Source organism: Streptomyces sp. KM273126 (assembly GCF_004337435.2).
Lineage (GTDB): Bacteria > Actinomycetota > Actinomycetes > Streptomycetales > Streptomycetaceae > Streptomyces > Streptomyces acidicola.
The window spans coordinates 190,501-213,159 of the sequence record NZ_SJXB02000002.1; the positions used below are offsets into that span (position 1 = coordinate 190,501).

Annotated in this window: 16 protein-coding genes and 1 pseudogene; 10 read left to right on the plus strand and 7 right to left on the minus strand. The window is 72.2% G+C overall.

What is annotated here, in order from left to right; genetic code table 11:
• Positions 1-2: 2 nt before the first annotated feature.
• Positions 3-1,298, minus strand: a complete 1,296-nt coding sequence (locus E0500_RS31415; RefSeq protein WP_131563457.1) for an extracellular solute-binding protein — start codon at positions 1,296-1,298, stop codon at positions 3-5.
• A 307-nt stretch (positions 1,299-1,605) separates the two neighbouring features.
• Between E0500_RS31415 and E0500_RS31420 the strand changes: the two genes are divergently transcribed.
• From E0500_RS31420 to E0500_RS31435, 4 genes are read left to right on the plus strand one after another with little or no spacing between them, the layout of a single operon-like run.
• On the plus strand, positions 1,606-3,351 hold the full coding sequence (locus E0500_RS31420) for a TIGR02677 family protein (protein ID WP_309505260.1): 1,746 nt from the start codon (positions 1,606-1,608) through the stop codon (positions 3,349-3,351).
• Positions 3,351-4,835, plus strand: coding sequence for a TIGR02678 family protein (locus tag E0500_RS31425; protein WP_258573684.1), 1,485 nt, complete (start codon positions 3,351-3,353; stop codon positions 4,833-4,835). The genes E0500_RS31420 and E0500_RS31425 overlap by 1 nt, the downstream gene beginning before the upstream one ends.
• Positions 4,832-9,145: a TIGR02680 family protein gene (locus tag E0500_RS31430; RefSeq protein ID WP_131563456.1), complete on the plus strand. Its 4,314-nt coding sequence runs from the start codon at positions 4,832-4,834 to the stop codon at positions 9,143-9,145. Before E0500_RS31425 ends, E0500_RS31430 begins: the two co-directional genes overlap by 4 nt.
• Positions 9,142-10,431 carry a TIGR02679 family protein gene (locus tag E0500_RS31435; protein ID WP_131563455.1) on the plus strand — a complete coding sequence of 430 codons (1,290 nt, stop codon included), beginning with the start codon at positions 9,142-9,144 and terminating at the stop codon, positions 10,429-10,431. Before E0500_RS31430 ends, E0500_RS31435 begins: the two co-directional genes overlap by 4 nt.
• 15 nt (positions 10,432-10,446) lie before the next feature.
• Here the strand turns inward: E0500_RS31435 and E0500_RS31440 are convergent, their stop codons facing one another.
• From E0500_RS31440 to E0500_RS31455, 4 genes are read right to left on the minus strand one after another with little or no spacing between them, the layout of a single operon-like run.
• On the minus strand, positions 10,447-11,262 hold the full coding sequence (locus tag E0500_RS31440; RefSeq protein WP_131563454.1) for a TIGR01458 family HAD-type hydrolase: 816 nt from the start codon (positions 11,260-11,262) through the stop codon (positions 10,447-10,449).
• Positions 11,263-11,283: 21 nt separating this feature from the next.
• Positions 11,284-11,805, minus strand: coding sequence for a hypothetical protein (locus tag E0500_RS31445; RefSeq protein WP_131563453.1), 522 nt, complete (start codon positions 11,803-11,805; stop codon positions 11,284-11,286).
• Positions 11,806-11,847: 42 nt separating this feature from the next.
• On the minus strand, positions 11,848-12,204 hold the full coding sequence (locus E0500_RS31450) for a MazG-like family protein (RefSeq protein WP_131563452.1): 357 nt from the start codon (positions 12,202-12,204) through the stop codon (positions 11,848-11,850).
• A gap of 56 nt (positions 12,205-12,260) precedes the next feature.
• Complete coding sequence (locus E0500_RS31455) at positions 12,261-12,818, minus strand: DoxX family protein (protein ID WP_131563474.1); 558 nt, start codon at positions 12,816-12,818, stop codon at positions 12,261-12,263.
• Positions 12,819-13,032: 214 nt separating this feature from the next.
• Here E0500_RS31455 and E0500_RS31460 point away from each other — a divergent pair, with 214 nt between their 5' ends.
• From E0500_RS31460 to E0500_RS31470, 3 genes are all read left to right on the plus strand, one after another.
• Positions 13,033-13,359 carry a nuclear transport factor 2 family protein gene (locus E0500_RS31460; protein WP_131563451.1) on the plus strand — a complete coding sequence of 109 codons (327 nt, stop codon included), beginning with the start codon at positions 13,033-13,035 and terminating at the stop codon, positions 13,357-13,359.
• Between the two features lie 61 nt (positions 13,360-13,420).
• Positions 13,421-14,422, plus strand: a complete 1,002-nt coding sequence (locus tag E0500_RS31465) for an aldo/keto reductase (RefSeq protein WP_131563450.1) — start codon at positions 13,421-13,423, stop codon at positions 14,420-14,422.
• Between the two features lie 240 nt (positions 14,423-14,662).
• Entirely contained in the window at positions 14,663-15,904 is a 1,242-nt protein-coding gene (locus E0500_RS31470) for a D-alanyl-D-alanine carboxypeptidase family protein (protein WP_131563449.1), read from the plus strand.
• Between the two features lie 323 nt (positions 15,905-16,227).
• Here the strand turns inward: E0500_RS31470 and E0500_RS31475 are convergent, their stop codons facing one another.
• On the minus strand, positions 16,228-16,980 hold the full coding sequence (locus tag E0500_RS31475; protein ID WP_131570484.1) for an SDR family oxidoreductase: 753 nt from the start codon (positions 16,978-16,980) through the stop codon (positions 16,228-16,230).
• Positions 16,981-17,113: 133 nt separating this feature from the next.
• Between E0500_RS31475 and E0500_RS31480 the strand changes: the two genes are divergently transcribed.
• Positions 17,114-18,799, plus strand: coding sequence for an alkaline phosphatase (locus tag E0500_RS31480; protein ID WP_131570486.1), 1,686 nt, complete (start codon positions 17,114-17,116; stop codon positions 18,797-18,799).
• Here the strand turns inward: E0500_RS31480 and E0500_RS31485 are convergent.
• Entirely contained in the window at positions 18,786-19,895 is a 1,110-nt protein-coding gene (locus tag E0500_RS31485; RefSeq protein WP_131570488.1) for a Gfo/Idh/MocA family protein, read from the minus strand. The genes E0500_RS31480 and E0500_RS31485 overlap by 14 nt on opposite strands.
• A gap of 83 nt (positions 19,896-19,978) precedes the next feature.
• Here E0500_RS31485 and E0500_RS31490 point away from each other — a divergent pair, with 83 nt between their 5' ends.
• Together E0500_RS31490 and E0500_RS31495 are read left to right on the plus strand one after the other, a co-directional pair.
• Positions 19,979-21,409: a multidrug effflux MFS transporter gene (locus tag E0500_RS31490; RefSeq protein WP_220141425.1), complete on the plus strand. Its 1,431-nt coding sequence runs from the start codon at positions 19,979-19,981 to the stop codon at positions 21,407-21,409.
• Positions 21,367-22,586: pseudogene (locus E0500_RS31495) on the plus strand (serine hydrolase domain-containing protein); the annotation flags it as partial. The gene E0500_RS31490 and the pseudogene E0500_RS31495, both read left to right, overlap by 43 nt.
• Positions 22,587-22,659: the final 73 nt, after the last annotated feature.

The window sequence follows — 22,659 nt, forward strand, 5'->3', positions numbered from 1 at the left end:
GATCACTTCGACCCGGTGCCGAGGCTTTCGGCGTACGCCTGGGCGTTCGCGGCGGCCTTCTCGGCGCTCTGCGTGCCCTTGGCCACGCCTTCCATCTCCTTGCCCAGCCGTGTCGCGACCTGCTGCCAGGTGCTCACCCGCGGGAACGCCCGCGTGTTCTTCAGCTGTGTGAGGAAGGCCTCCAGCAGGGGCTCTCCCGCGATGGCGGTGTCGTCCCAGGCGGACACGACGGCCGGCAGCGAGCCGTACGCCTTGTACTGCGCGATCTGGGTGTCCGGCTTCGTGAGATGGCGGATGAGCTTCCACGAGGCGTCCGCGTTGCCGCTGTCGGCGAGCACACCCCAGCTGCCTCCGGCGGAGAAGGAGACACTGCCCGACGCCCCGGCCGGCAGTGGTGCGGTGGCGACGTGGGACGCCGTCCAGCCCTTGTCCTTCGCGTCGGCGTCGAGCAGACCGATGACCCACGGACCCGTGATCATGGCGGCGGTCTTCTCCGCGACGAAGTACGGCCGCGAGTCGAGGAACGTGGGCGTGCTGGTGTCGGCGACCTTCGAGGTGAAGAACGACGCGTTGTACTTCATCGCGTCGACCATCGCCGGTGTGTCGAGTGTCCACACACCGCCGGAGGAGAGCAGTGAGCCGCCGGCCTGCCAGGCGTACATCGCGAGGTCCTGGCCGTTGAAGATGTTCCAGCCGATGTCCGCGCCGAGGCCGTGCCCGGCTCCGGCGCGCTGGAGCGCCTCGAAGAACGGCACCATGTCGTCCCAGGTGGCCGGTGCCTTGACCCCCGCCTTCTTCGCGAGGTCGGCGCGGTAGACGAGGGCGTAGGTGTAGGCGTACCAGGGCACCGCGTAGGCGACGTCGTCGACCACACCGGCGTCCCAGAGACTCTTGAAGAAGGCGTTCGGGTCGACGAGACCGTCCGGGACGGGCCGAAGGACCGACGGGTCGAGAAACTGCCCTTGCGACTCGGGGAAGAACTGGGCGACGTCGGGCCCCTTGCCCGCGGCGATCGCCGACTGGAGCTTGGTGTAGTACTCGCCGTTCGGGATCAGCGTGAACGTCACGCGGACATCGGGGTTCGCGGCCTTGAACGGCTTGATGACCTTGTCGAGCACGTCGGCGTCGCCCTGGGCGGCCCAGACCTTGACGGTGCCGGTGGCCGGGGAGTCGTCGATCGGTTTGGTGGTGGCTGTCGCGGTGTCACCGCCGCGTCCACAGCCCGTGAGGGCCAGGGCGCCGCTGAGGGCTATGCCGGCGGTCAGCTTCAGGGCGCCGCGTCGGGAGGGATTGGACACTCGGGGCTCCTGTCTCATGGAAAAGATGAGGACAGTGATGTGATTTCGCGGGGAATTCGCGGGGAAGTAGCAATTTCCGGCCCGGCAGCCCCATGGGTGGGATGGTGCTTGTGTGGCCGGTAGAGACAGTAAGAACGCCGTGTTGCGGCGGAGTGGAGCGCCCGTCACGAAACAATTTCGGAACTTGTAGCAAAATCGACGTGTCACGCTCCGTACCGACCGTTGACTGCTTTCCCGCCCGCTCGGTGCACACACGGGGGCGGGCCGCGTGAGTGGCCGGTTTTCCCTGACTTCCTCCGGAGTGTCGGTGGCGGTCCGTACGCTCGGCGGTATGGAGGGGGACGACCTGCACGAGGAACCGCCCGGCCGGGACGAGGACCTGCCCGACCAGCGGAGCGGCTCCGAGGCCTGGCAGCGGCTGAGCGCGTACGCCTACCTCAGCGCACCCGAGCGCCTGGAGTACGTCGCGGTGATGCGGGTGTTCTGCGGCACCCTGCTCGCGGACCTGGCCGTACCCGACGTGCTCGCCAAGCTGGCCCGGGTGGGCGACCCGGGCGGCGCGGGCGACCCGGGGGCGGCGCTCGACGCGGAGACGCTCACCGCACGGCTCGAAAAGCTCGTGCACTGGGGCAATCTGCTGCGCAGCACGCACACCGTCAGGGCGACCAGTATCGCCGAGTACCAGCGCTCCCGGTCCCGCTACCAGCTGTCCAAGCTGGGGGAGCGAGTCCAGCGCGACGCGGACGAGGTGCTGGCCGGAGCGGACGCCGCGCGCGAGGTCAGCAGCGAGCTGCTCACGCTGGTCGACCGGGGGCTGCGCGACATCGCCGCCATGGTGGGCGCGCCGGGCGGCGCGGACCCGCAGCAGGCACTGGAGAAGATCAGCACGCTGTTCGTGCAGTTCGCCGAATTTACCGAGTCGGTACGGGACTTCTACGCCTACCTGGGCCAGGTGCTCGCCCGGTACGACCTCGACGGCGCCGAGTACCAGGGGTTCAAGGAGCTGCTGCTCGACTATGTGGAGGCGATCACCGAGGACGTGTCCTTCCGGGCCCCGCGTATAGCCGCACATCTGAAGGTGATCTGGCCTCACCTGCCCACGCTGCTGAGCCGGATCGACGTACACGCGACAGGACTTGGCGCTCTCGGCACGCTCGGAGCGCTGTCCGACGCGTCGCCCGGGACGCGTGTGCAGCGCAGCCGGGGGCGGGACCTGGCGGACTGGGAGGGGTTGCGCGACTGGTTCGCCGACACCGACGGGCACGGCAGCCAGGTGGACCAGCTCCGGGACGCGACCCTGCGCGCCCTGCAGTCGCTGCTCGCCAACGCCAAACGGATGCTGCGCTCGGCGTCGGGGGAGATGTCCCGCCGCAAGGATCTGCTCAGGCTCGCGGCCTGGTTCGACGCCGCGGAGCCCGAGGAGGCCCATGACATCGCCGTGGCCGCCTTCGGGCTGTACGGGGCACGGCACCTGGGGGTGGCGCCGGATCCCGACCAGTCCGTGCCGGCGTATGTGAGCTGGTGGACGGGACCCGTCGTGGACGTACCGGTGGCGTTGCGCGAGCGCGGCAGCCGGGCTCCGCGCGGGCGGGCCGCGGCGGTGGAGGACCATGGCGAGCAGAAGCGCCGCCTCATGGAACAGGCGCGCGAGCAGGCGGCCGCCCGCCAGGCCGCGGCCGCCGAACTGCGCAGCGCCTCCGGCCGGTTCGACCAGGTCAGGCTGGGTTCCGCGGCCATGCGCCTGCTGCTGGAACTCCTCACCACGGCCCTCGGCAACGCCCAGCTCCACCAGCTCCACCAGGACGGGGATGGCGCGGACGGCTTCCTGCTCGACGGCGCACAGGCGAGTGACGCGGACCTGGGCATCCGGCTGACGGCATGGCGCACTCCGGGCAGGCACACGCTCCTGCGTTCCGCGGACGGCGACCTGACGGCGGACGATCTCACCCTGGTCGTCGAGAGTGCCGCACTGCCCGCTGCCGAAGGGGGCCCGGCTGCCGACGACGTTCCCGCAGCCGACGACGTTCCCGCAGCCCAGGAGGCGAGCGCCTGATGGTCCTGCCCTCCGCGCACGACGTGGCCCTCGCCGCCGAACGCTGCACCGCCGCCCGTCTGTTGCTGGCCCACCCCCTGGTCACCAGCAACGGCCCGCACAGCGACACCTTCCCGCTGATCCGGCGCCACGCCGACTGGCTCGCCCAGCGCTTCCAGCAGGTGTTCGGCTACCGGCTCCTCGTCGAGGCGTCGTACGCCCGCCTGTTCAAGGCGGGCCTCGGCCCCGGCTCGGGTCACCGTCTGGAGCGGCCGTCGACCGGGACGCCGTTCACTCCACGGACGTACGCCTACCTGACCCTCGCTCTCTCCGTGCTCGTCACCGCCCCGGAACAGATCCTGCTCTCCCAGCTCGTCGCCGACCTGAGGGCCGCGGCCGTGGACGCCGGGATCGAGATCAGCGACACCGGGCGTCAGGCGGAGCGCCGCACCCTCGCCGCCGCGCTGCGGCAGCTCGTCGACTGGGGTGTCCTGGCCGAGACCGAGGGCCATGTGTCGGCCGTCGCCGAGGAGCGGGGCGGCGAGGCGCTGCTGTCCGTGGACCGCGACATCGCCCGCGCGGTCGTCGCCGGTCCGCTGGCCCAGAGCCGCGACGGCGCGGATCTCGTACGCCGCGCCGCCGACCCCGGCTTCGGCGGCCCGCGTACGTACGTCCGCAGGCGCCTCGTCGAGACCCCCGTCGTCCACCTCGACGACCTCACCGGCGCCGAGCGCGAATGGCTGCGGACCCGGCAGCGGCGCGAGTCCCAGGCCTTCTCCGAACTGCTGGGCCTGGAGGCCGAGATCCGCGCCGAGGGCATCGCCCTCGTCGACCCGGACGGTGACCTCACCGACCTGCACCTGCCCGGCACCGGCACCGTCGCGCAGGCGGCGCTGCTGCTGGTGGGACGGCTGGTCGACCGGCTGCGCCCGGAGGACGCGGGCCACCCCGCGGCCGGCGGACGGCTCGTCATCGGCGTACCCGTCCCGGACGGGCTGCTGCCGGAACTGCTGGACGAGCTGATCGAGGAGTACGGCCGGCGCGGCAACTGGCGGCGCGGCCTCGTGGAGGACCGGGAAGGGCTGCTCGCCGCCGTCCTGGACTTCCTGGTCCGCATGCGGCTGGTGGCGCCCGCCGGCCCGGTGCGCGCCGACGGGCACGGCCTGCCCGAGGGGTACGAGGACGCCGCGCCCGACGGGCGGTCCGTCACGGACGTCTCGGGCGCCCGCGGGCAGGACAGTACGGACCGCACGGGCGGTGCTGAAGGCTGGGTGCTGCTCGCCGGGGCGGCCCGGTTCGCCACCACGGTGGCCGTCACGTCCCGTACCGCACGGTCCACGGCGGACAACGCCGAAGCGTCCGGAGCGGACAACGCCGAAGCGTCCGGAGCGGACGACGCCGAACCGTCCAGAGTGGACGACGCCGAATCGTCCGCAGCGGACAACGCCACCGAACCGTCCACAGCGGACAACGCCGACCACGTCACTCAGGAGCCGCCCCGGTGAACCGCCCCCCGTCCCTGCACCGTTACCGCCTGCACCGGGCCGGTATCCGGAACGTCTGGCAGTACGACGAGCAGGAGTTCTCCTTCGGCGACGGCCGCCTGCTGCTGCGCGGCAAGAACGGTGCGGGCAAGTCCAAGGCACTGGAGATGCTGCTGCCGTACCTCCTCGACGGCGACGCCCGCGCCCTGGACGCCACCGGCACCGGCCGGACCACGCTCCTGTGGCTGATGCTCGACGGCTTCGAGCAGACCAACCGGCTGGGCTACCTGTGGGTGGAGTTCGCGCGCACGGACGAGTCGGGGGAGGAGCACCACCTCACCCTCGGGGCGGCCATCCGCGCCTCCCAGTCGACCAGGACGGCCAAGCCGGTCTTCTTCGTCACCCCGCTGCGGGTGGGCGAGGACCTGCACCTGGCCCCCGCCGGGCAGCCGCTCCCCGTCGACCAGCTCAAGTCGCTCGTCGGCGCGGAGAACGTCACCGACCGTGCCGTGGAGCACCGGGCCCGGGTCGCTCGCCATCTGTTCGGCCTGACCGACCCGGCGCGCTACCGCAACCTGCTCCACCTGCTGCACCGCCTGCGCCGCCCCACCATCGGCGACCGCATCGACTCCGGCGGCCTGGTCTCCGTCCTCGCCGAGACGCTGCCGGCGCTGGACGACGAGATCGTGGACAAGGTGGCCCGAAACCTCGACGACCTGGACGCCGTACGGACCGACCTCGGGCGCCTGGAGCGGACCGACGAGGCGCTCGGGACCTTCCTCACCGGTTACCGCGGCTATCTGCACGGGGCGCTGCGCCGCAGGACCGACCAGGTGAGCGGCGAACTGGAACGGCTGGCGGAGCACCGACGAGCGGCGGGCGAGGCGGCGAAGAGAGCGGCGGAGCTCCTCACGGGCGAGGAGGAACTCGCCGCTCGCCTGGAGGTTCTTAAGGCCGAGTCGGAAGCAGCGGAGACGGACCTCGCCGCCCTGCACGACAGCGCCGCATACCGCGGCCTGCGGGAACTGGCCGAGAAGCGCGCCACCGTGACCGCCCTGCACAGCGCCGCGGCGACCGCCTTCAAAGCCCTGCGCCAGGCCCACAGCGGCCAGGAGGAGGCCGGACGGCGTCTCACCGACGAAGCCGAACGGCTCGGCGACGATCTGGCCGAACTCCGCACTGCCCACGGCGAGTTGCTTCGGGAGGCGGAGCGGTCGGGACTCGACCCCGCGCACGTGGGAGAGCCCGCGGAGGTCCCCTTCACCTCGGTGACGGCCGCGGCGGCGGCCGAACTGACCGCCCCGGAAGGCGACTTCCACCTCGTCCGCCACAGCGAGGTGCTGGCCGTCGACACGGACGCCTGCACCGGGGCTCTGCATACCTGGGACGCCCAACTGGACGCCGCCGGACCGGTGATCAGGAACCGCACCCGAGCCGTGACCGAACTGGCCGCGCTCATGGGCACGTCGCGCCAGGCCCAGCGGGAGGCCCAGGAGGCCGACGCCACCCGGGAACGTCTGGAGGAGCAGACGGACGAGGCGCGCTCGCGGGCCGGACGCCGCCGGGACGAAACGGCACGCGAGGGCGAGGCGTACGCGGAAGTCGTCCGCACCTGGACGGAGCGACTGCGCGGCCTCACCGGAATGCCCCTCGACGCCGTACACGCCCTGACCGCCCACGACCCGGCGGAGGGCCCGCTGCCCTCCCACGTCCCCGACGAGGTGGCCGTGGCCGCCCGTCAGGCCGTCGACCCGTGGCTCGCGGAACTGGGCGGACAGCGCGACGCACGCGCCGTGGAGATCCACGAACTGTCCGCCGAGCAGGACCGGTTGGAGCGCGAACGGAACGACTGGGAAAGCCGCACCGACCCCTCGCCCGCACCCCCGCCCCACCGCTCGGCGCCCCGTACGGCCGGTACCGGCGCACCCCTGTACCGTCTCGTGGACTTCGCCGAGGGGGTGCGGCCGACGGACCGGGCGGGCCTGGAAGCCGCACTCGAAGCGAGCGGACTGCTCGACGCCTGGGTGTGCGCCGACGGCACCGTCCTGGACGCGTCCGCACGGGACACCCTCCTCGTCCCGGGCGCACCGTCTGCCGGACATGCGCTCGCAGGGCACACCCCGGCCGGATACACGCCGGCCGGACACACGCTGGCCGAGGTGTTGCGCCCGGTCGCGGCACCGGACAGCGGGGTGACGGCCGAGCAGGTCGAGAGCGTCCTGCGGGCGGTGGCCCTGGTGACGGAGGAGGCTGTTGGTACCTCGGGGGTCACGGACACGACGCCGGACACGACGCCGGACACGACGCCGGACACGACGCCGGACACGACGACGGACTCGGCGATCGGCACCGACGGCTACTGGAAGCTGGGCGTCGCCCGCGGCCGTCACACCAAGCAGACCGCCGAGTACGTCGGCGCGGAAGTACGCGCCGAGACACGACGCCGGGCTCTTGCCGAACTCGAACGGCAACTCACGGACGTGCGGGAGAAGCTGACCGAACAGGAGACGAGGCTGCGGATCCTGACGGAGCACCGCACCCAGGTGGCCGACGTCCTGAGCCACCCGCCCGCGGCACGCGGCCTGACCGACGCATGGGCCCGCGCGGACGAAGCCGAACGCACGGCACAGGCGCTGGCTGGCAAGGCCTCCACAGCGGCCCGCGAGGCGGAGCGGGCGCGCGCCCACGCGGTCGCCGCCCGGCGCGAGGCCGAGGCGACCGCGAGCGCGAACGACCTCCCGGCCGACACGGCCGCACTCGACTCCGTACGCATCGCCCTGGACCGCCTCGGCACGGGCACGGAACGCCTCCGGCGACGGCTGCGCGCGGTCACTTTCTCCGCCGACGCCCATCGTCAGGGCCGCGAAGGCTACGAGCGCGCCCTGGCGTCCCGCCGGGAAGCGGAGTCCGACTACGCCGAGCCGCTCGCCCGCCTGGACGCCGCCCGCCGCACGGTCCGCGGCCTGGAGGAGGCCCTGGGAGCGTCGGAACAGGAGATCCTCGCCCGCGAGGCCGAGGCGAAACGCCGCCTGGAGGCAGTGGGGCGCCAACTCCCCGGCATCAAACGGGACTTGAGCGCCGCACACGATGAACGCGTACGCGCGGAGGAGGACGAGAGGGTACGGCGCGAGGCGCTGGCGACGCAGGAGGACGCGGCGGTCGCGAGCGGCAGACGCCTGCGGGCGGCGCTGTCGTTGCCGGGCGTGACGAGGGGCGCCGGCCTCGACGTACCGACGGAGGGCGAGGCGGGAGAGGCCAGAGCGGCGGGAGCGGCGGGAGAGGCGGGAGAACGTGAGGCAGCACGCGAGGCGAAAGAGGCCGCGCTGCGACGGCTGGTGGAGGCCGTACGGAGCCGCCTCGACGCGGCGCGACGCGATATCTCGGACACCACCCTCCTCAACCGTCACACGGACCTGCGCGACCAGCTCTCCGGCGGCTACGACGCCACACTCGAAGAACACGACGGCATCAAGGTCTGCCGCCTCGTCGACGACCACGGCCCGCACGACATCGCCGTGGTGGGCGAACGCATCGCCGCCCAGGCGGCAGAGGCCCGCGAACGGCTGACGGAACGCGAGCGCGAGGTGTTCCAGCGATTCCTGACAGGGGAGCTGGGCGACCACCTGTCCTCCCAGGTCCTGGCAGCAGGTGCGCTGGTGGCCGCCCTGAACGCCACCCTGTCCACGGTCCGTACGTCACACGGCCTGGGCGTCACGCTCGACTGGAAGCTGGCCGACGGCGTGGAGGCTGACGTCCAGGCGGCCGTCGACCTCCTGCGCAGCCCCTCGGGCCTGCGCACCCGCGAGCAGTCCGAGCGGCTCCGTGACGTACTCCAGCGCCGTATCGAGGAGGCCCGCCGCGCCGACCCGGGCGCGGGATACGCGGCCCACCTGCGCACGGCCCTCGACTACCGCGACTGGTTCACCTTCACCCCCTGGGTCGTGAACGACGCCGCCCCCGGCAGCCGTCGCAAACTCTCCGGCCGCACCGGCCTCAGCCAGGGCGAGCAACGCGTCCTGTCGTACCTGGTCCTCTTCGCCGCCGCGGCCGCCCACTTCACGAGCCTGGCGGAAGCGGCCCCGCACGCACCCCGGCTGATCCTGCTGGACGACGCCTTCGCCAAGGTCGACGAGCCCACCCACGCCCGCCTCGGCCGCATCCTGGTCGACCTGGACCTGGACTTCGTCCTCACCAGCGAGCGCCTGATCGGCAACTGGCCCGACGTACCGTCCCTGCACATCTACGAGTGCCTGCGCGACCCGCACGTACGAGGCGTGGCGACCCTCCACTACACATGGAACGGACGGCAGCGGCGCCTGATGTCGGTATGACGGAACAGGAACCACAGGAACCAGCTGCCGAGAGTCTGGCGTTCCTCAACCGCCCGGGTCTCACCCGCCTCTGGACGGTCGTACGAGCCCGCCTGGAACGCAACGGCCTGCAGCCGACCGGCACGATAAGGCTCCAGAGCCTGGACGCGCGGGAGCGCGAGGCGCTGTCCCTCCTCCTCGGGAAACCGCTCACCACCCCCGCCGTCACGATCCGCCTGCCGGACCTGGACGCCCGTCTGCGCGCCAGCGCGGTCGGCCGCGGCCTGAACGCGACGCTGGCGGAACTGGGCCCACCCCTGACCGACCGCCGCGCCGCCCGCGACGCGGCGGCGGCCGAACGCATCCGCCTGTGGACCACGGCGGAGACGGCGATGGCCGCCACGCCCCTCACCGACCACCCCTGGGCCGGCCGATGGCTGGAGGAGCTACGACGGAGCGGCACACTCAGCCGCCAGCCGTCCACCACCGCGCACATCACCGTCACCCAGGCCATCCAGAGCCTCGCGATCCTCTTCCCCGGCGCAGGACCCAACCCCACTCCGGCGACCTGGGGCCGAGGCGAACTCGCCACACGCACCACGGGCTCGGCCCACGGCCTGGACGACGGCACCCTCCTGGCCCGCTTGGTCCTGCGCGGCATAGCGCTGGCCCAGGGCGTCGAGTTCCCGACCGACGCTCCGGGCCGCCGCGCGCTGTGGCGCCGGGCCTCGGTCACGCCGGACGAGGTCTCCAGCACGGTCCTGACGTACGGCCTGCGCCCCACGGGCGGCACCTGGCAGGAGACAGCCCTGCGCGAGCGCGCCGACCACCACCTGGAGACGCACCTGACCCTGCGCGAACTACGCACTCTGCACCTGGAGTTGCCCGCACACACCCGCATCCACGTCTGTGAGAACCCGCGAGTCGTCGAAGCCGCCGCGGACGCCGCCCGCACCGCACCCCTGATCTGCACCTCGGGCAGCGCGACGACGGTCGTTCTCACCCTCCTCGACACGCTGGCCGCGGCCGACTGCGCCTTCGTCTACCACGGTGACTTCGACTGGCCCGGCATCGCTCTGGCCAACCGCGTCATGGGGCGCTACGGGGCGCAGCCGTGGCGCATGACGGCGGGCGACTATGAGTACCTCGCGACCCGCGCGGAACTGCAGGGCACACCACCGCTTCCGCTCAGCGGCACACCGGTCGAGGCGACGTGGGACGCGGAACTGGCCCCGGCCATGACGTCCCTGGGCATCGCCCTGCACGAGGAGGCGGCGCTGGACCTCCTCCTGGACGACCTCGGGTAATTGGACGAGGAGCCCCTACTTCCCGGTGACGGACTCCAACAGCGCCGGAAGATCCGCGAACGAGTCCAGCACATGGTCCGGTTCCGCGCTCGCGGCCCGGTGGGTCTCCGGCTGGTACTTGCCCGTCCTGACGAGGACGCCGGTGACGCCGGTGCGCTGGGCCGCCAGCACGTCGGACTCGATGTCGTCGCCGATCATCAGCGCCTGGCCGGCCTCGGTGCCGAGGTGGGACAGGGCGGCTTCGAAGAACGCGGGTGCGGGCTTGCCCGTGATCTCCGCCTGTGTGCGGGCGGCCTTCTCCAGGCCCGTCAGGAAGGCGCCTGTGTCCAGTTGGAGGCCCTGGTCCGTGCGCCAGTAGAGGTTGCGGTGCATGGCCACGAGCTTCGCGCCCCGCTGGAGGTGACCGAAGGCGCGGTTCAGTGCGGCGTAGTGGAACTCGGGGCCCGCGCCGCCCACCACGACCACGTCCGGCACGGTCCCGGTGTCGTCGGCGTCGACGAGGTCCACATCCGTGAGGTCCTCACGGATGTCACCGCTGTTCAGGAGGGAGCACCGCGCGCCGGGGAAGTGCTCCGCCAGGTACGCGGCCGTCGCCGCGGGTGCGGTGAGGATGTCCTCCGCCGTCACCGGGAAGCCCGCCCCGGCCAGCGTGTCGGCGATGGACACACGGGTGCGCGACGTCGTGTTGGTGAGCAGGACGACGTCCAGGCCACGGGACCGCAGGTGTCGCAGCGCCTCCACCGCACCCGGCAGCGGCTTCCACGAGACCGTGAGGACGCCGTCGATGTCGATCAGGACTGCGTGGACCGAGCGTGCCGACTCCTTCTCCATGCGCGGACGATAACCGCTTGCCTACGTCTGCCGGAGTACCTCGCGTGCCGCGGCGGCGAAGGATATGACGGACTGCCAGAACGGATCGCGACAGGCCTCGAACCGGTCGGCCGCGGAAGGATCGCCCTCGATCATGGCTTCCAGCGCGCGGTACGGCGGGGTCGTCGCGTGGCGAAGGGTGTCGGCCGCGTCGGCGACGGTTTCCGGGCCCTCAAGGGACACGATCCACACGCAGTGCCGGAGCTTGCCGTACTCGTCCCGTTGGCGCTCGCGCAGCTCCACCAGGCGGGCCCGGTCCGCCTCGGTACCGTCGGTACGCGCGTGGGTCACCTTCCAGTACAGGTCGCCCATGCGCTGTGCCTGCTCGATGAGGTTCGCGTATGCGGTGCGCCGTGCCTCCCGCCGCCGCTCCTCGCGCTGGGCCGTCGTCACGGTGTCGGCCTGGATGCGGGCCGCGCGCGTGGTGCCCCAGCTCGTGACCCAGCTGGCGAGCACGGCGGTGCCGGCGGTGAGGGAGGCGATCCAGAGGGCGTTGTCGGACATGGCGATCATCATCATGCATCGCTCACCGCCCCGAGGGATCGCTCACCGCCCCTGGGGAGAGCCCAGCGAACGTTCCGTGACGGCCGCCAAGTGGGCCGTGAACACCTCTCGGGCCTCGGGAGTGAGCGTACGCAGGGCCACCAGGGCCGTGATGATCACGTCGCAGAGCTCCGCCCGCACATCGTCCCAGGTGTGGGTCGTGCCCTTGCGAGGGTTCTGGCCGGTCGCGCCGATGACCGCCTGGGCGACCTCGCCGACCTCCTCCGAGAGCTTCAGCATCCGTAGCAGCAGGGCCTCTTGGCCGTCGTGACGGCGGTTCTCGTCCAGCCAGGTCTGGAGGAGGGCGATGGACTCCCAGAGGTCGGGCTCGCGGGTGTCCGGTTCGAGACGATTACTCATGGGCGCAGACTGCCACGGGGCACGCACGGCCGACAGACGCGCCCCCCAGCCGCTCCTCACTCCTCGAACAGCGGCTCCTGCTCGCTCTCGCTCTCGCTGTCCTTCTCCTTGCGTACCCGCTTGTTCCGTGCCCCCACGACCAGCGCCGCCATCGCCGCCGTGGCGGCCAGTGCCGTCGGGACCATCCAGTCGCGGTCGAAGGCGTGCCCGAACACGTGGTCAAGGGAGAGCCGGCCCGGTCCCGCGATCGCGAGCCCGGCGGCGACCAGGCCGAGGGTCGCGGGGTACTCGTAGCCGCCCTGCTGGCTGAAGAACCCGTTGGGCTTCAGCACCGCGGCGGCGCCCGTCATCCCGCCGGCGGCGGCCGCGCCGGCCGCGGGCGTCGCGAGGCCCAGCGCGAGCAGGGTGCCGCCGCCCGCCTCGGCCAGCCCCGCTGCCGTCGCGCTCGCCCTGCCCGGCGTGTACCCGACGGACTCCATGAACGCGCCCGTGCCCCCGATGCCGCCCCCACCGAACCAGCCGAAGAGCTTCTGCGCGCCGTGCGCGGCGAGCACGCCGCCCGTCCCCAGCCGGAGCAGCAGCAGTCCCAGGTCGCGTCGGTCGAAAGTGGTCACGTTGTGCATGGCGTGCCTGTTGTGCATGGTGTGCGCTTTGGTCATCTTGGTCACCTGTTCTCCGACGTCTCCTCCCCCGTCTCGTCTCCACCGTCGCACCGATGATCCCTCCCCGGCCGTTCCGCGCGGCCGATCGGGTGTCGCCACGCCGACAGGCCTCCCGTACGGACCTCCCGGGTGGTGGGACCCCGGCCCCGCTGTGAGGCTGGCGGGCATGACGATTCAGGTAGCCAGGCTCAAGGACCCCACGGTCCGTGCCTTCGTCAGCGCCGTGAACGCGCATGACCGCGAAGCCTTCCAGGCGCTCCTCGCCCCGGGCGCGACCATGTCCGACGACGGCTCCGACCGGGACCTCGACGACTGGACGGAACGGGAGATCTTCTCCACCCACGGCCACATGGACGTCGACAACGAGTCCAGGGGCGGCCTCGCCCTCATCGCCCGCTACAGCAACGACACCTGGGGCGAGATGCGCACGAGGTGGAGCTTCACCATGGGCGACGACGGCAGGATCACCCGCTTCGAGACGGGCCAGGCCTGAACTCGCCGTCCGGAAACGAGCCTTGCCTTCGAGTGCACATCAACTCCTACCGTCCTCAGGCATGGAGAGCATCGAGCACAAGGCGACACGCACCCTCGGACGCAGCGGCATCCAGGTCAGCGCCCTCGGCTTCGGCTGCTGGGCCATCGGCGGGGAGTGGTGGTCCCCCGACGGGCAGCCCCTGGGCTGGGGCAAGGTCGACGACGAGGAGTCCGTACGGGCGATCCGGCGCGCCCTCGACCTGGGCGTCACCTTCTTCGACACCGCCGACGCCTACGGCACGGGGCACAGCGAGAGGCTGCTCGGCAGGGCCCTCCGCAAGCGCCGGGACGACGTGGTCATCGCCACCAAGTGGGGCAACGTCTTCGACGAGGGCACCCGGACCCGCGTCGGACAGGACGATTCGCCGGCCCACGCCCGCCGGGCGCTGACCGCCTCCCTCGAACGCCTCGGCACCGACCACATCGACCTCTACCAGCTCCACATCAGCGACTGCGACCCCGAGTGCGCCGCCCAACTGCGGGACCTGTGCGAGGAGTTCGTCCGCGAGGGGCTCGTCCGCGCGTACGCCTGGAGCACCGACGACCCGGAGCGGGCGGCCGTGTTCGCCGAGGGCCCGCACTGCACGGCCGTGCAGCACGCGATGAACCTGATGCAGGACGCTCCCGAACTCGTCGCACTCTGTGAGGAGTTGAACCTCGCCAGCATCAACCGTAGCCCGCTCGCCATGGGGTTGCTGACGGGCAAGCACACCGCGGGCACACCGCTGGAGGCCGGGGACATCCGCAGCGCGCCGCCCGCCTGGCTGCCCGGGTTCACCGAGGGCACGGGCGCCGACGCGGACTGGCTGCGGCGCGTCGAGTCGCTGCGGGACATCCTCACCAGCGAGGGCCGTACGCTCACGCAGGGCGCCCTCGCCTGGCTGTGGGCCCGCAGCCCTCTCACCGTCCCGATCCCCGGCTTCCGCTCGGTCGCCCAGGCCGAGGAGAACGCGGGCGCCCTCGCGAAAGGGCCGCTCACCGCCGCGCAGATGGCGGAGGTGGAGCAGGTGCTCGGCCGCTGAGCGACCCGGTCGACAGTACGAATGTCGACAGCAGGAATGTGAGGTCCTGCTCACGCCGCAGCTCTCCGAGCAGGGCCACACGCTCATCCCGGGCGCCTTCGTCGGGGCTGCCCGTTGGCCCGTCCGTCCGCTGGCCCGTCGGTCGACGTCACCTGCCTTTTCCTTTCCGTGCCCCGGCCATGGCCGTCCCTTTACCTCACCTTTGTCGGTGGCCGCAGATCGCCTTGTACGGTTCCCCGAATGCGCGCATCCTCAACGCATCCCCCGAGTACCACCGGCCCGCGTACCGCTCAGGTGTCCCGCCGTGCCGCCCTCGGCCTCGGCTTCGCCGCGGCCCTGCCCCTGGCGGCGGCCGCGCCCGCCTCGGCCGCCACCGCGACCGGAACAGCGGGAATAGCCGGAACGGCCGGAACAGTCGTCGGCGGAGAACGGCTGGCCCGTGACGGCGTCCAGGTGAGCGGTGCCTCCAGGCCGCCCGCCGTCACGGCCCGTGCCTGGCTGGTGGCCGACGGGAAGACCGGCGAGGTGCTCGCCTCCTACCGTGCGCACCGGCGGCTGGCGCCCGCCTCCACGCTGAAGATGCTCTTCGCGGACACCGTGCTGACCAGGTTCGAGCGAACCGCGAAGCACAAGGTGACCGCCGCCGACCTCGCCGACATCCCGGCGGGCTCCAGTCTCGTCGGCATCCAGGCCGGCATCACGTACACAGTCGAGCAGCTGTGGCAGGGCGTGTTCCTCCGCTCGGGCAACGACGCGGTGCACGTGCTGAGCCATATGAACGGTGGTGTCGCGAGGACGGTCGCCCAGATGCAGGACAGGGCCAAGGACCTCCAGGCCCTGGACACACACGTGGTCAGCCCGGACGGCTTCGACCACCCGGGGCAGCTCTCCTCGGCGTACGACCTGACGCTGTTCGCCCGCCACGGGCTGCGGAACGCCGACTTCCGTTCGTACTGCTCCACGAAGACGGCCGACTTCCCGGCGGGCGGCGGGAAGACCTTCCAGATCCAGAACACCGACCGCCTGCTGACGGGCGCGTGGGGGATGCCCGTGTACGACGGCGTGATCGGCGTCAAGAACGGTTACACCAGCGACGCGGGCAACACCTTCACCGGCGCCGCCACTCGCGACGGCCGCACCCTCCTCGTCACCGTCCTGAATCCCCGGCTCGCCGGGAACGGCGTGTACGAGGAGGCGGCCGCGTTGCTCGACTGGGGGTTCCGGGCGGCCGGGCGCGCCGAGCCCGTCGGCACGCTGGTCGTGCCGGTCAGCGAGGGCGGGGCGCCGGACGGGTCCACGAACGCGCCCGCACGGAAGGCGGGCAAGACTGCGGCGGCCGGCGCCACGGCCGGCCCCTCGCCGTGGAGGCTGGCGGAGGGGGCCGCGGGAACGGCCGCCCTGCTGGGGGCCGGGGTGTACGCGCTGCGCAACCGCAGGCGCGGGGAGGCGAGCCGGGCGAGCGGCGGCCGGCACAGGCGCTGAACCGCGGCCCGACATCCCGAAATACCGCCCCCGCCCCCTGTCTGTGGGGCAGTCGTTCCACGGCCCGGTGCCACCTCGCGGTCCCACGCGAGGTCCGCCCCTCCGGACCATGGAACGACTGCCGCCATCCCCCTCGGTGTGGACTGCGGCCTGCGGAAGTATTGTGCCTTAAGTGTGAAGCTTTGGTGGAGGAGTTTTGAGTACAAGCTCCCCACGTGCCGAAACAGCACGGAGTTTGACACCCCGCTTATGAAGATTGCGGCAGCGGGGGAGCCGGGGGCGGGGGAGCCGGGGGCGGGTGTGGCGGAGGTGACCCGGTCGCGCTAGCCGCGCCCCACGTACGGCATCGCCGTCGCCAGGACCGTGGCGAACTGCACATTCGCCTCCAGCGGCAGCTCCGCCATGTGCCGTACCGTGCGCGCCACGTCGGCCACGTCCATCACGGGCTCGGCCGCGAGCTGCCCGTTCGCCTGCGGTACGCCCCGCTGCATGCGCTCGGTCATGTCGGTCGCCGCGTTGCCGATGTCGATCTGGCCGACGGCGATGCCGTACGGCCGGCCGTCCAGCGACAGCGACTTGGTGAGGCCGGTCAGGGCGTGTTTGGTCGCCGTGTACGCGACGGAGTGCGGGCGGGGCGCGTGCGCGGAGATCGAGCCGTTGTTGATGATCCGGCCGCCTTGCGGGTCCTGCCCCTTCATCTGACGGTACGCCGCCTGCGCGCACAGGAACGCGCCGTTGAGATTGGTGTCCACCACGTGCCGCCAGGCCGAGTAGTCCAGCTCCTCCACGGGCACGCCGCCCGGCCCGAACGTCCCCGCGTTGTTGAAGAGCAGGTCAAGGCGGCCGAACCGGTCGTGTACGGCCGCGAAGAGCGCCGCGACGTCCTCGGGCCGTGAGACGTCGGCACGGACGACGAGTGCCTCGGGATGACCGGCCGCGGTCTCGGCCAGTTTCTCCGCCCGGCGGCCCGCGAGCGCCACCGACCAGCCCGTCCCCAGCAGTTCCTGCGACACGGCACGACCGATTCCGGAGCCCGCGCCTGTCACGATCGCGATCTTCGTTTGCGTAATCTTCATGAGCTCTCAGCGTAAGCGAGGGTCCGTCATACGGAACTCATCAGTCCGACATCTGAGTGTTGTGTACGTGACAGGTATGCGTTGACCCTGGCCACTCCAATGCCTGGTACAACCACCGTCAGGGGAGGGCCAGATGACACCCGCAGCCCATCAGCCACCGAACGCCCCCTCACCGAACGCCCCCTCACCGAACGACTCGTCGCGACACGACCACGAGCTCCGTGCCGCGGCACGCCACCTGGGGCGCCGCCGGTTCCTCACCGTCACCGGTGCCGCAGCCGCTCTCGCCTTCGCCACCAACCTGCCGGCCGCCGGCGTGGCGAGCGCCGCCGAACTCGACGCGGCACAGATCACCGAGAACCCGTTCACGCTCGGCGTGGCCTCCGGCGACCCGCTCTCCGAATCCGTGCTCCTGTGGACGCGGCTCGCCCCGTCGCCGTACGAGGCCGACGGCGGACTGCCCGCCGAACGGGTCACCGTGCGCTGGGAGCTGGCCCACGACGAGCAGTTCCGGCGCATCGTCAGACGCGGCACCACCACCGCCCACCCCGAGTTCCACCACACCGTGCACGTCGAGATCGGGTTCCTGGAGCCCGGACGCGTGTACTACTACCGCTTCCGCGCGGGCGACTGGATCAGCGAGACGGGCCGTACGCGCACCGCGCCCGGCCGCTTCGGCCTCACCACCCCGCTCACCTTCGCGGCCGTCTCCTGCCAGGCGTACCACGACGGCTACTTCACCGCGTACCGGCACCTGGCGGCCGACGACGTCGACGTCGTCTTCCACCTCGGTGACTACCTGTACGAGTACGCGGTGGACTCGGCCGGCGGCAACCGCAAGTACACCGACCGCACCCTGCCCGCCGTCTTCAACCGCGAGACGGTCACCCTGGAGGACTACCGCCTGCGGTACGCCCTCTACAAGATCGACCCCGACCTGCGGGCCGCCCACGCGGCGCACCCCTTCGTCGTCACCTGGGACGACCACGAGACCGAGAACAACTACGCCGGCGACATCCCCGAGAACTCCGTACCCCCCGAGGAGTTCCTGCTGCGCCGCGCCGCCGCGTACCGCGCGTACTGGGAGAACCAGCCGCTGCGCCGCCCGCAGCGCCCCGACGGCCCCGACATGAAGCTCTACCGCCGTCTGCAGTGGGGCCGCCTCGCCCAGTTCGACATCCTCGACACCCGCCAGTACCGCTCCGACCAGGCGTACGGCGACGGCTGGCAGTTCCCCGGCCCCGAGTCCGAGGACCCCTCGCGCACCCTGACCGGCGCGACCCAGGAGCGCTGGCTGCTGGACGGCTGGCACAACTCCCGCGCCGTGTGGAACGTCGTCCCGCAGCAGGTCACCTTCTCCCAGCGCCGCAACGCCACCGGTGACAGCTACAAGCTCTCGATGGACTCCTGGGACGGCTACCCGGCCTCACGCGAGCGGCTGCTGGCGGGCGCCGACGCGGCCGGCGTCGAGAACCTGATGGTCCTGACCGGTGACGTGCACGTCGGCTACGCCTTCGACATCAAGCGCGACTTCGACGACCGCTCCTCCCGGACGGTCGGCACGGAGATCGTCGCCACGTCCATCACCAGCGGCGGCAACGGCTCGGACAGGCCCGCCAACTGGGACACGTACATGACGGCCAACCCGCACATGAAGTTCTACAACGGGCGGCGCGGCTACGCGACCGTGGCCCTGGACGAGGACACCGCACGGACCGACTTCAAGACCCTGCCCGCGGTGACCACTCCGGGGGCGGCGATCACCACGGTCGCGTCCTTCGTGACGGAGGCGGGGAGCCCGGGGCTCAAGCCGGCGTAGCCACCGGATCGTTCTCCTCCGGCCCGTTCTCCTCCTGCTGGTCTCCGCGGCTGCTCTGCCGGTCGTCCCGCCGGTCGTCCTGCGGGTCGTCCTGCCGGTCGCCCTCGCCCGGGTAGCGGACGCCGACGCGGTCCCGTATCGCGTCGAGCGTCCGCATCACGGCGAGGGTGCCCTCCAGGGGGACCAGGGGCGACTCGGTCTCGCCGGCGCGCAGGGCGCGCATGACCTCCCGGGCCTCGTGCTTGAGGCTGTTGCGGGGGCCCGCGGACGGGTCGGCGCGGAAGGTCTCCGGGTCCCGGCCGTCGCGGTGCAGCACGAAGTGGTCCGGGAAGAAGAAGCCGTCCGGGATGTCGATACGGCCCTGCGAGCCGGTGACCGAGGCGGATGTGGCCGTGCCGCCAGTGATGGAGCAGTGCACCGAGGCGAGAGCACCGCTCTCATACGAGAGCAGCGCACCCGTCTGCAGATCGACGCCCTCGTCGGAGAGCACCGCTCGCGCCGTCACGTCCGAGGGCTCCCCGAGCAGGAGTTGGGCGAAGGAGACCGGATAGACGCCGAGGTCGAGTAGCGCGCCCCCGCCCTGTGCCGGGTCGCGCAGCCGGTGCGAGGGAGGGAAGGGGCCCGCCAGGCCGAAGTCCGCCTGCACGGTACGGACCTCACCGATCACCCCGTCCCGCACCAGGCCGGCCATACGCCGCACCAGCGGATTGCAGTACATCCACATGGCCTCCATCAGGAAGCTCCCGCGCTCCTTCGCCAGCGCGACCAGCTCCCCGGCCTCCCGCGCGTTCAGCGTGAACGCCTTCTCGCACAGCACGTTCCGCCCGGCCTCCAGGCACAACCCGGCGGCGGCCCGGTGCGCGGAGTGGGGCGTGGCGACGTACACGACGTCCACGTCAGCGTCCTCGGCGAGGGCGCCCCACTCGCCGTACGCCCGCGCTATCCCGAACCGCTCCGCGAACGCCTTCGCCGACTCGGTGCTCCGCGAGGCCACCGCCACGACCTCGGCGTCCGGCAGGTCCACCAGGTCGGCGGTGAACGATGCGGCGATACCTCCGGTCGCCAGGACTCCCCATCGCACCGGCCGGTCCGCCATGTCCCACCCCTTGATCTGTGACCCCGAACACTCCGTTCGAACTGAGAGCATAGGCGGGGGACCGAACAGAGAGGGAGGGGCACATGCCCGAGCGTGGCCGTACCACGCGGGACCAGGAAGTCCCGGAGGGGCACATACCGAACACGGCGGTGGCGGAGCCAACGGGGGGCACGACCGGAGGCACGACCGGGAACACGGCCGGCGACACGGCCGGGGGCCCGGCCGGGAACACGACCAGGGGCACGACCGGGAAGCCCGGAACGTCATGGAACGGACCCGACCGCGGCGCCCCCCGCCGCACCGGCGTCCTCGTCACCCTCATCCTCGGCGGCCTCACCGCCACGCCCCCGCTGGCGATGGACATGTACCTCCCGTCGCTGCCGGAGGTCACGCAGTCCCTGCAGGCGCCCGCCACGACCGTGCAGCTCACGCTCACCGCCTGCCTCGCCGGCATGGCGCTGGGCCAACTGGTCGTCGGCCCGATGAGCGACCGCTGGGGCCGCAGGCGGCCGCTGCTCGCCGGACTCGCCGTCTACGTCGTCGCCACCGCGCTGTGCGCGCTCGCGCCCACGGTGGAGGCACTCATCGCCTTCCGGCTCGTCCAGGGCCTCGCGGGATCGGCCGGGATCGTGATCGCGCGGGCAGTGGTCCGCGACCTGTACGACGGCATGGCGATGGCCCGCTTCTTCTCCACCCTGATGCTGGTCTCCGGGGTGGCGCCGATCGTCGCGCCACTGATCGGCGGGCAGATCCTGCGGGTCACGGACTGGCGGGGCGTGTTCGTCGTCCTGATCGGCGTCGGCGTCGCGCTGACCGCGGTCGTCTGGTGGCGGCTGCCCGAGACGCTGGCCCCCGGCGACCGGCACGGGGGAGGCGTGGGCGAGGCCCTGCGCGCGATGCGCGGGCTGCTCGCCGACCGGGTCTTCACCGGGTACATGCTGGCGGGCGGCTTCACGTTCGCCGCGCTGTTCGCGTACATCAGTGCCTCCCCCTTCGTGATCCAGGAGATCTACGGCGCCTCCCCGCAGACGTTCAGCCTGCTCTTCGGCGTCAACTCCGTCGGCCTGGTGATCGCGGGTCAGATCAACGGCAAGGTCCTCGTCGGCCGCGTCGCACTGGACAAGGTGCTGGCGACGGGCCTCGCGATCGTGACGCTCTCCGCGATCGCACTGCTGCTGATGTCGGCGGGGGTCTTCGGCGAGGTGGGGCTCTGGCCCATGGCGGCGGGGCTGTTCGTCCTCATGAGCGCGATGGGCATCACACTGCCCAACACCCAGACGCTCGCCCTGGTCCGCGTCCGGCACGCGGCCGGTTCGGCGTCCGCGCTGCTCGGCACGTCCTCGTTCCTCATCGGCGCGATCGCCTCGCCGCTCGTCGGAATCGCCGGCGAGGACACCGCCGTCCCGATGGCCGTCGTCCAACTGGCGGCCGCGCTGGTGGGCGTCGCCAGTTTCGTGGCACTCTGCCGCCCCTGGACCACACGACCGGCCGAGAGCTTGGGGGAAGAACGCTGAGCGCCCCGAGACTGCGCACCGGCACCCCGGAACGGGCCGGCCTCGACCCCGGCCAACTCCGCCTCCTCGTCAGCGAGATCCGGGCCTGCACGGAGGAGGCCGAGGAGGCCCCCACCGGGGCTGAGGGCGCCGGGGCCGGGGCCGAGGCGAGCGCCCGTGGGCGGCGGGCGCCGTCGTGATCGCGGGACGCGGCCCGGTCATCGCCGTGGAGGAGGCCATGGGCTGGGCGGTGCGGTACACGTCGTACGACGAGACGAACGACACGGCCGTCGAGCTGCCGCCCGAGGACCGTGTGTCGGTGACCGTGGACACCCCCTTCGACCTGGCCTCCCTCACGAAGCTGTTCACGGCGGTGGCGGCCGCGCAGCAACTGGAGCGGGGCACCCTCGGGCTCGACGCGCGCGTGGGGGCATACCTGCCGGACTTCACGGGCGCCGTCCGGCACGACGTGACCGTACGCCAGCTCCTCACCCACACCTCGGGCCTGCGCCCCGAACTCCCGCTGTACGACTGCCCTACGGACCAGGCCCGCCTGGCCATGCTTCGCGCGGAGACGCCGACGACACGGCCGGGGACGGCGTACTGCTACTCGGACCTGAACATGCTCCTGCTGCAGCACGTCGTGGAACGCCTCACGGGCCGCGGACTGGACGTCCTGATCCGCGACGGCATCACGCGCCCCCTGGGCATGACGTCGACGGCCTTCGGCCCGTGCCCGGGAGCGGCGGCGACGGAGGACCAGCGGCGCCCCTGGGCGAAGGCGGACCGCGGCATGCTCCGTGGCGTGGTCCACGACGAGAACGCCTGGGCCCTCGGCGGCGTCGCGGGCCACGCGGGCCTCTTCTCCACGGCTCGGGACCTGGCGGTCCTCTGTCGCGCGCTGCTCGCGGGCGGCTCCTACGGGCCCGCCCGCGTCCTCGGCCCCGAGCTCGCCGACCTCATGCTCACCCCACCGGGCCTGGGCCTCGCCGTCGACCAGCCGTGGTTCATGGGCGAGTTGGCGGGCCGCGGGGCGGCGGGCCACACGGGCTTCACGGGGACGTCGCTGGTCCTGGACCGAGCCACGGACACGTTCCTGGTACTGCTGGCGAACACGGTGCACCCCCGCCGCCGCGCGCAGCCGGACAACCGGGTGAGGGCGAGGGCGGGGACGCGGATGGCCCGGGCGGTTCGGGGGCCGACCGGGGACGAGGGGCGCGGCCGGGGTCCGGTAGGGCTGGCGGCTCGGCCCGGCCCGGCCCGGCGCGGTA

What these genes read in the sequence shown, in the direction of transcription:
- E0500_RS31490 (WP_220141425.1), top strand. Translation starts at nt 19,979, where the DNA reads ATGCCCGAGCGTGGCCGTACCACGCGGGACCAGGAAGTCCCGGAGGGG.
- E0500_RS31445 (WP_131563453.1), bottom strand. Translation starts at nt 11,805, where the DNA reads ATGTCCGACAACGCCCTCTGGATCGCCTCCCTCACCGCCGGCACCGCC.
- E0500_RS31470 (WP_131563449.1), top strand. Translation starts at nt 14,663, where the DNA reads ATGCGCGCATCCTCAACGCATCCCCCGAGTACCACCGGCCCGCGTACC.
- E0500_RS31465 (WP_131563450.1), top strand. Translation starts at nt 13,421, where the DNA reads ATGGAGAGCATCGAGCACAAGGCGACACGCACCCTCGGACGCAGCGGC.
- E0500_RS31450 (WP_131563452.1), bottom strand. Translation starts at nt 12,204, where the DNA reads ATGAGTAATCGTCTCGAACCGGACACCCGCGAGCCCGACCTCTGGGAG.
- E0500_RS31485 (WP_131570488.1), bottom strand. Translation starts at nt 19,895, where the DNA reads ATGGCGGACCGGCCGGTGCGATGGGGAGTCCTGGCGACCGGAGGTATC.
- E0500_RS31425 (WP_258573684.1), top strand. Translation starts at nt 3,351, where the DNA reads ATGGTCCTGCCCTCCGCGCACGACGTGGCCCTCGCCGCCGAACGCTGC.
- E0500_RS31435 (WP_131563455.1), top strand. Translation starts at nt 9,142, where the DNA reads ATGACGGAACAGGAACCACAGGAACCAGCTGCCGAGAGTCTGGCGTTC.
- E0500_RS31475 (WP_131570484.1), bottom strand. Translation starts at nt 16,980, where the DNA reads ATGAAGATTACGCAAACGAAGATCGCGATCGTGACAGGCGCGGGCTCC.
- E0500_RS31460 (WP_131563451.1), top strand. Translation starts at nt 13,033, where the DNA reads ATGACGATTCAGGTAGCCAGGCTCAAGGACCCCACGGTCCGTGCCTTC.
- E0500_RS31480 (WP_131570486.1), top strand. Translation starts at nt 17,114, where the DNA reads ATGACACCCGCAGCCCATCAGCCACCGAACGCCCCCTCACCGAACGCC.
- E0500_RS31440 (WP_131563454.1), bottom strand. Translation starts at nt 11,262, where the DNA reads ATGGAGAAGGAGTCGGCACGCTCGGTCCACGCAGTCCTGATCGACATC.